At 65.5% G+C, this 8,065-nt stretch carries 6 protein-coding genes; all 6 read left to right on the forward strand.

The window, feature by feature from the left end; translation table 11 throughout:
* Positions 1-62: 62 nt before the first annotated feature.
* The 6 genes from AC5RWX_RS27675 to AC5RWX_RS27700 all read left to right on the forward strand — a co-directional run bounded on the left by AC5RWX_RS27675 (position 63) and on the right by AC5RWX_RS27700 (position 7,878).
* The gene (locus AC5RWX_RS27675; protein ID WP_494099461.1) at positions 63-2,144 is read left to right on the forward strand and encodes a bifunctional aldolase/short-chain dehydrogenase; all 2,082 of its coding nucleotides are present in this window, start codon (positions 63-65) and stop codon (positions 2,142-2,144) included.
* On the forward strand, positions 2,141-3,664 hold the full coding sequence (locus tag AC5RWX_RS27680; protein WP_494099462.1) for a rhamnulokinase: 1,524 nt from the start codon (positions 2,141-2,143) through the stop codon (positions 3,662-3,664). Before AC5RWX_RS27675 ends, AC5RWX_RS27680 begins: the two co-directional genes overlap by 4 nt.
* 63 nt (positions 3,665-3,727) lie before the next feature.
* Positions 3,728-4,747 (forward strand): acetylxylan esterase, encoded by a 1,020-nt coding sequence (locus tag AC5RWX_RS27685; RefSeq protein ID WP_494099463.1) that lies wholly within the window; start codon positions 3,728-3,730, stop codon positions 4,745-4,747.
* A 52-nt stretch (positions 4,748-4,799) separates the two neighbouring features.
* A complete protein-coding gene (locus AC5RWX_RS27690; protein ID WP_494099464.1) occupies positions 4,800-6,128 on the forward strand; it encodes a glycoside-pentoside-hexuronide (GPH):cation symporter in 1,329 nt (442 codons plus the stop codon).
* A gap of 214 nt (positions 6,129-6,342) precedes the next feature.
* Positions 6,343-7,482: a 3-deoxy-7-phosphoheptulonate synthase gene (locus AC5RWX_RS27695; protein WP_494099465.1), complete on the forward strand. Its 1,140-nt coding sequence runs from the start codon at positions 6,343-6,345 to the stop codon at positions 7,480-7,482.
* A gap of 183 nt (positions 7,483-7,665) precedes the next feature.
* On the forward strand, positions 7,666-7,878 hold the full coding sequence (locus AC5RWX_RS27700; protein ID WP_163166742.1) for a helix-turn-helix domain-containing protein: 213 nt from the start codon (positions 7,666-7,668) through the stop codon (positions 7,876-7,878).
* The last annotated feature ends 187 nt before the right edge of the window (positions 7,879-8,065 follow it).

Here is an 8,065-nt window from a genome sequence, read left to right on the forward strand (position 1 = left end):
TTCAGGGCCAGCGGTTACCAGAAGAAGATCAACGAGGACCGCGTGGGCGGCCAGCAAGCCGGATGGGGCGCATAAGCATGAGCATGCAGAACACAGACACGCAGAACACAGCCAACAAGACTGTTGAAGACCTGATTTTACGTTCCAACCGCCTCGGTGCGGACAAGCGGAACACCAACTTTGCCGGCGGCAACACCTCCGCCAAGGGCACCGGGAAGGATCCTGTGACGGGCGAGGACGTCCAGCTGCTGTGGGTCAAGGGCTCCGGCGGGGACCTCGGCACGCTGAAGGCCGAAAACCTCGCAGTGCTCCGCCTGGACCGCCTGAACGCCTTGAAGAACGTCTACCCCGGCGTTGAGCGCGAAGACGAGATGGTTGCCGCCTTCGATTACTGCCTGCACGGCAAGGGCGGCGCAGCGCCGTCGATCGACACCGCCATGCACGGCCTGGTGGACGCCCCGCACGTGGACCACCTGCACCCGGACTCCGGCATCGCCATTGCCACCGCGGTGGACGGCGAAGCGCTGACCACCAAGATTTTCGGCAACAAGGTTGTTTGGGTTCCCTGGCGCCGCCCCGGGTTCCAGCTCGGCCTGGACATCGCCGCGATCAAGGAAGCCAACCCCCAGGCCATCGGCACCATCCTGGGCGGGCACGGCATCACCGCCTGGGGCGCCACCAGCGAAGAAGCAGAGCAGAACTCGCTGTGGATCATCGAACAGGCCGAGAAGTACATTCGGGACAACGGCAAGGCTGAGCCCTTCGGACCCAAGCTCCCGGGCTACGCAGCCCTGCCCGACGCAGAGCGCCGCGCCAAAGCCGCAGCCCTCGCCCCTGTCATCCGCGGACTGGCTTCCACGGACAAGCCGCAGCTGGGGCATTTCAGTGATGACGCCGTCGTCCTTAATTTCCTGGAAGCTGCCGAGCACCCGCGCCTGGGAGCCCTGGGCACCTCCTGCCCGGACCACTTCCTGCGCACCAAGGTCAAGCCGCTGATCCTGGACCTGCCCGCTGACGCCTCGGTGGAGGACTCGATCGCCCGGCTGCACGAACTGCACGCGGACTACCGGGAGGACTACCAGGCGTACTACGACCGCCATGCGGACGAAAACAGCCCCGCCCTGCGCGGTGCGGACCCGGCCATCGTGCTGGTTCCCGGCGTGGGCATGTTCTCCTTCGGCGCCAACAAGCAGACCGCCCGCGTTGCCGGCGAGTTCTACATCAACGCCATCAACGTGATGCGCGGCGCCGAGGCGATCTCCACCTACGCCCCGATCGAGGAATCCGAGAAGTTCCGGATCGAGTACTGGGCGCTGGAGGAAGCCAAGCTGGCCCGCATGCCCAAGCCCAAGTCCCACGCCACCCGCATCGCCCTGGTCACGGGGGCGGCATCGGGCATCGGCAAGGCCATAGCCACCCGCCTCGCGGCTGAAGGCGCCTGCGTGGTTATCGCCGACCTGAACCATGAGAACGCGGAAAAGGTCGCCGAAGAGCTCGGCGGACCGGACGTAGCCATCGGTGTGCAGGCTGACGTGACGGACGAGGCCCAGGTTGCAGCCGCGATCGACGCCGCTGTGCTGGCATTCGGTGGTGTGGACCTGGTGGTGAACAACGCCGGGCTGTCCATCTCCAAGCCGCTGCTGGAGACCACCGAGAAGGACTGGGACCTGCAGCACAACGTGATGGCCAAGGGCTCCTTCCTGGTGGCCAAGGCCGCCGCGAAGGTCATGATCGCCCAGGGCCTGGGCGGGGACATCATCTACATCTCCTCCAAGAACTCAGTGTTCGCCGGCCCCAACAACATCGCCTACTCCGCCACCAAGGCGGACCAGGCCCACCAGGTGCGCCTGCTCGCCGCGGAACTCGGTGAACACGGCATCCGCGTCAACGGCATCAACCCCGACGGCGTGGTCCGCGGCTCCGGCATCTTCGCCGGCGGCTGGGGCGCCAAACGCGCCGCCGTGTACGGCGTGGACGAGGAGAAACTGGGTGAGTACTACGCCCAGCGCACCCTGCTCAAGCGCGAAGTCCTGCCCGAGCACGTGGCCAACGCCGCCGCCGTCCTCACCAGCAACGAACTGTCCCACACCACCGGCCTGCACATCCCCGTGGACGCCGGAGTGGCCGCAGCCTTCCTGCGATGAGCGCCGAACGCACCAACGAAACTGCCCCGGCTCAAGCCGGGGCAGTTTCCGCAGTGCCCGCCAAAGTGTTCGCCGGCAGTGTTTTCGCCGCGGTCGATATCGGCGCCTCCTCCGGCCGGGTCATCCTGGGCCGCGTCCAGGCCGGCGGAACCGGCGGTGAAAACAGCGTCGAGCTGGAAGTCGTCCACCGCTTTCCCAACGGCGTGGTGGAGATCGGCGGCGGGCTGCGCTGGGATTTCAACACCCTCTTCGCCGAAGTCCTCAAGGGACTCTCAGCAGCGGCCACCGTGGCCGCGGCACAGGGTGAGCGTGTGGCCAGCATCGGCATCGACACCTGGGCCGTGGACTACGGCCTGATCAACTCCGCCGGCGAACTGGCCGCCCAGCCGTTCAGCTACCGGGACGACCGCAGCCGCGCCGTCGTCGAGCCGGTGCATCGGAAGCTGGACCCTGTGCGCCTGTACGGAACGACGGGCTTGCAGTTCCTGCAGTTCAATACCATCTACCAGCTTGCCAGCGAGTCGGACCTGGACGGCCTGCAGGCGCTCCTGATCCCGGACCTGATCGCGTTCCTCCTGACCGGGCAGCGCCGGACCGAGGCGACCAACGCCTCCACCACGGGCTTGTTCGACGCAGTGGCGGGGGAGTGGGCCACCGAGTTCCTTACGGCCCTCGGGCTGCGAAAGGAGTTGTTCCCGCCGCTGGTCCAGCCCGGAGAAACGGTCGGCACCCTCCTGCCGGCCATTGCCGCCCAAGTAGGCCTTCCGCGGGAAACCCGAGTGGTGGCTGTCGGTTCGCACGACACCGCCTCCGCAGTGGCAGCCGTCCCCGCGCAGGAGGAGGACTTTGCCTATATCTCCTCCGGCACTTGGTCCCTGGTGGGGCTTGAGCTGAAGCGCCCCGTCCTCACCGAGGCCAGCCGCGAGGCGAACTTCACCAATGAGCGCGGCGTTGACGGCACCATCCGCTACCTCCGCAACATGGGCGGCCTCTGGCTCCTTAGCGAATGCCAGCGGACGTGGGCGTCTGAAGGGTTCCGGCCAGAGCTCACTGCCCTGCTGACCGCAGCTGCGGCTCTGCCGCCCGGAGGGCCACAGATCAACCCGGACGACCCCTACTTCATTGCCCCGGACAACATGCCGGACCGCATCCGCGCCGCGGTCCGCCGCACCGGAGAAGTACTGCCCAACGATCCTGCCGCCATTACCCGTTGCATCATGGACAGCCTGGCCGCCGGTTACGCCCGCACCATCCGCGACGCCGAGCGGCTCGCTGACCGCTCGGTGGCGGTGGTGCATGTGGTGGGCGGCGGTTCCCAAAACCGGCTGCTCTGCCAGCTCACGGCCGATGCCACCGGCAGGAAAGTCGTGGCGGGACCGGTGGAAGCCACAGCCTTGGGCAACGTACTGGTGCAGGCCCGCGCTGCCGGTTCCATCACCGGCGGACTGGGAGAACTCCGTGCGCTGGTGGTGGCCAGCAGTCCACTGCAGGTTTTTGTACCGGAGCTCTCGCGGCTCTAGCCAACCACGGCGTCCCCCGGCGCCCCACCAGGACCCAGCACACAGGACAGGACCGGACAGCGCATGCCCCTTTTTGACCTCCCGCTTGCCCAACTCCGCGGCTACACGTCCGAAGTGACGCCGCCGGAGGACTTCCGAGAATTCTGGGAAACCACCATCCGAGAGGCGCGGGCGTTTCCGCTCCACGCGTCCTACGAACAGGTGGAGAACTACCTGTCCGTCATCGATACCTTCGATGTGACGTTTTCAGGCTACGGGGGCGCCGCCATCAAGGGCTGGCTGCACCTTCCCGCCAACAGGGCCGCCGGAACAAGGTTGCCGGTAGTGGTCCAGTATGTGGGCTACTCCGGCGGCCGGGGCCTGGTGAACCAGGACACGAAGTGGGCGCAGGCGGGCTACGCGCACTTCATCATGGACACCCGCGGCCAGGGCTACGGCGGCACCCTGGGGGACACGGCCGACCCACACCCCTCCGCCGGCGAGGTGGCGCATGCGGGCCTCATGACCAGGGGCGCGGGCAGCCGCGAGGGCTACTACTACCGGCGGGTGTACGTCGATGCCTTCCGTGCCGTGGAAGCGGCCCAAGACCACCCGGAGATCGACCCGGGACGGGTGGTCCTCGCCGGCGTCAGCCAGGGCGGGGGCATCGTGGTGGCCGTGGCCGGGCTGGCGGCGGGCAGGCTCGACGGCGTGGTGGCGGCACTGCCGGACGTCCCGTTCCTGCAGGACTTTCCCCGCGCCATCGACATCACGCCGCGCGGCCCTTATCCGGAGATTGCGGCTTTTTTGGCCCGGCACCGGGACAGGTATGAACCGATGCTTGCGGTCCTGCGCTATTTCGACGGCGTCAACCTCGCCCGCTGGGCCACGGCGCCGGCCTTGTACTCCGCCGCACTGATGGACGACATCTGCCCGCCGTCCACCGTCTTCGCCAGCTTCAATGCCTACGGCTCCGGGGCCCCGGAGCCATCCGGCACCGAAGCGGCCAAGGACATTGAGGTCTACCGCTTCAACAACCACGAAGGCGGCCAGGAGCACCACTGGATCAGGCAATTGCTGTTTTTGCGCAAAATTTTGGGGTAAGTTTCTTTGCGGGGTGAGAAAGCGGTTTCTCAGCCCGGCGGACAAGGAAGCAATGAAGAAACTCAGCAGGCTCAGCGTTCTCGGCTACGGTGCCGGCGATGCGGCCAACAGCATGATCATCAGTACCGGCAACATGTTCCTGCTTGTCTATTACACGGATGTTGCAGGGATCGGGGCAGCGGCTGCAGGAACGTTGCTGCTTGTTGCACGGGTCTTCAACGCCTTCACCGACATAGCAGCAGGCCGCATCGTGGACCGTGTCCCAAGCAAGCGGTGGGGAAAGTTCCGCCCGTTCCTGATGTTCGGCTTCATTCCACTGCTGCTGAGTGTGGCGGTGTTCCATGTTCCCGACGTCGACCCGTCACTGAAACTGTTGTACGCCTACTGCACCTACGCCCTGGTGTGTGTCGCCTACAGCATGGTCAACGTGCCTTACGGGTGCCTGGTGGGGGCCATGACCCAGGACGCCAAAGATCGGGCCAGGCTCGGTGGGGCCCGAACCATCGGTGGCCTCTCGGTCGGCGCCACCCTTGGCTTCTTCATCGCACCGCTCCTCGGTGCCGGCCAGGACATGCAGCAGATCTTCACCTGGCTGACGATCACTTTCGCCGTCATTGGCTCACTGCTCTATTGCTTCACGGGCAAAGTCTGCGTTGAGCAGGTCCCCGGCAGCGTCCCCAAGATCACCCTTCGCCAGAGTGTGGCAGCCCTCAAGGCAAACTCCCCGCTGGTGATCCTCTGCGTGAGTTCCGTCCTTTTCGTTACCGGAACTTCTGCCACCGGCGCATCCCAGTTCTACTACCTCCGCGATGTCCTCTCCCGGGTGGACCTCTTCCCGGTGATGGCCACAGCCCAAGTGGTGATCACGCTGACGCTGGCGGTCCTGATGCCGCTCCCGGTGGCCCGATGGGGAAAGCGGGCCGTCTACAGCGTTGGCGGCGGATTCGGGGTGGTGGGGGGCGTGCTGGTCTTCCTGGCCCCCGCTGACACTCCACTGCTTGGCCTGGCGGGCCTCGTTTTGGGGCTCCTTGCTTCGGCGTCCGTCAGCATCGTGACCTGGGCCCTGATCGCCGACACCGTGGAATACGGTGAGTGGAAAACGGGAGTCCGGGTCCAGGGAATCAACTACGCGCTGCTGGCCGCCACCCGGAAACTCGGCATGGGATTCGGGGCCGCCGTCGTCGCCTTCTCTCTCGCGTGGGGCGGCTACGTTTCGGGTACTGCGGAGCAGTCTGATGCTGCCACCCTCGCCATCAGGGCTGCAGCAGGGCTGCTGCCGGGGGCCCTGGTGCTGGCCTCCGTCGGGATCATGCACTGGTACCGCCTGACCGACCAGAAGCACGCGGAACTGGTGGCAAGCCTGTCGCGTGATGCGACGTAACAGTTTGCGGCCACGGCGGACTGCGGTTATGGTTCATGGCATGACAAACCGTTGGTATGCGTATTTTTCGTTGGCTCTGGAGGGGCCCGCGTCTAACTGACACGCATCCAACTTTCCTTCAGAGCCAACAGGGCAGAGATTATTCTCTGCCCTTCGCCGTTTCTCCGGCGGGTTCTGATCTGGGCCCGCTTCATATCTGGAACAGGACCCGAACATGAGCACCGCAACAGCCCCCGCACACACCACCGCCGGCAACCCCGATGGTGAAGCCACGGCAAAATCCACATCTAACCTGCGCGTCAGCGAGTTCACTGCGCTGCCCACACCGCAGGAACTCATCGGGGAACTGCCGCTGGACGCCCGCGTGGCGGACGTCGTCGAACGCGGACGCGACGAAGTCCGCGCCATCATGGACGGCGTGGATGACCGCCTGCTGGTCATCGTGGGACCGTGCTCCATCCACGATCCCATGGCCGGGCTGGAGTACGCACGGCGGCTGGTCAGCCAGGCCGAGAAGCACAAGGAAGACCTGCTGATCGTAATGCGGGCCTACTTCGAAAAGCCCCGCACCACCGTGGGCTGGAAGGGCCTGATCAACGATCCGCGGCTGGACGGCAGCCACGATATGGTGACAGGCCTCCGCACGGCACGGCACTTCCTGCAGCAGGTCACCGCGCTCGGGCTCCCCACCGCCACCGAGTTCCTGGAGCCCATCAGCCCGCAATACATGGCGGACCTCATCTCCTGGGGCGCCATCGGGGCCCGCACCACCGAGAGCCAGATCCACCGGCAGCTCGCCTCCGGCCTCTCCATGCCCATCGGCTTCAAGAACGGGACCGACGGCGACCTCCAGGTTGCCATCGACGCCTGCGGTGCTGCCGCAGCGGCCCAGGCTTTCCTGGGGATCGACGGCGACGGGCGGGCCGCGCTCGTGGCCACCGCGGGAAACCCTGACACCCACGTCATTCTCCGCGGCGGACGCAAGGGGCCCAATTACTCCGCTGCCGACGTCGAGGCTGCAACAGCCAAGCTCGCGGGCAAGCACCTGAACCCGCGCCTCATCGTTGACGCCAGCCACGCCAACAGCGGAAAGAGCCACCACCGCCAGGCAGAAGTAGCGCTGGAGATCGGGGCGCAGCTCGAGGACGGCGGCGCTTCCGCGCAGGCAATTGCCGGCGTCATGCTGGAAAGCTTCCTGGTGGGCGGCGCGCAGAACCTCGATGTGGCCGAGCACGCGGCCGGCCGCTCGGAGCTGGTGTACGGGCAGAGCGTGACCGATGCCTGCATGGACTGGGACGTTTCGGTCTCGGTGCTGGACCAGCTCGCCGCTTCCGCCCGCAAGCGCAGGAGGTAGGCAGGAGGTAGGCGCCCGCTGCGGAGTGGGAGGGCAAATAGGGGGACCTGCTACTTTCACATTGGTCACAGAAACACCTAGAGTATCTAAAAGGTGGTTGGTGGATGGCTCAGCATCGGAACACCGCATTGGCACGTACCTGGGGTCACTGTTGTCCATCCGTCAGCAAAGGAAAATAGGGAAATGTCGGCAGAACAGAACTTCTCCAACGCGAAGTTCCTGACCGTGGCAGAAGTAGCCCAGGTCATGCGCGTCTCCAAAATGACTGTCTACCGGTTGGTCCACTCCGGCGAGATGCCGGCAGTGCGCTTCGGCCGCTCCTACCGGGTACCCGAAGCCGCCGTAGAACAGTACCTCAAGGGTGCTGTGGTGGACGGCCACACCGAAACCGCTTAAGTCCTTTCGTTGCATTCGCCATGTTTTCGCCGGTCGAAGCCGCGCCGGTCAGAAGCGGCTCCGGATAAGCGGTACCCTGTTAAGGAACGTTTTACGTCATTGTAAGAATCTGTCAGTTGTTCAGTTCGTAGCTCTGTCCACGAACACTTTCCATCAGACAGGTACTGCATCTAGTTTGTAAGGAACT

This window comes from Arthrobacter sp. SPT-J7 (assembly GCF_059089965.1).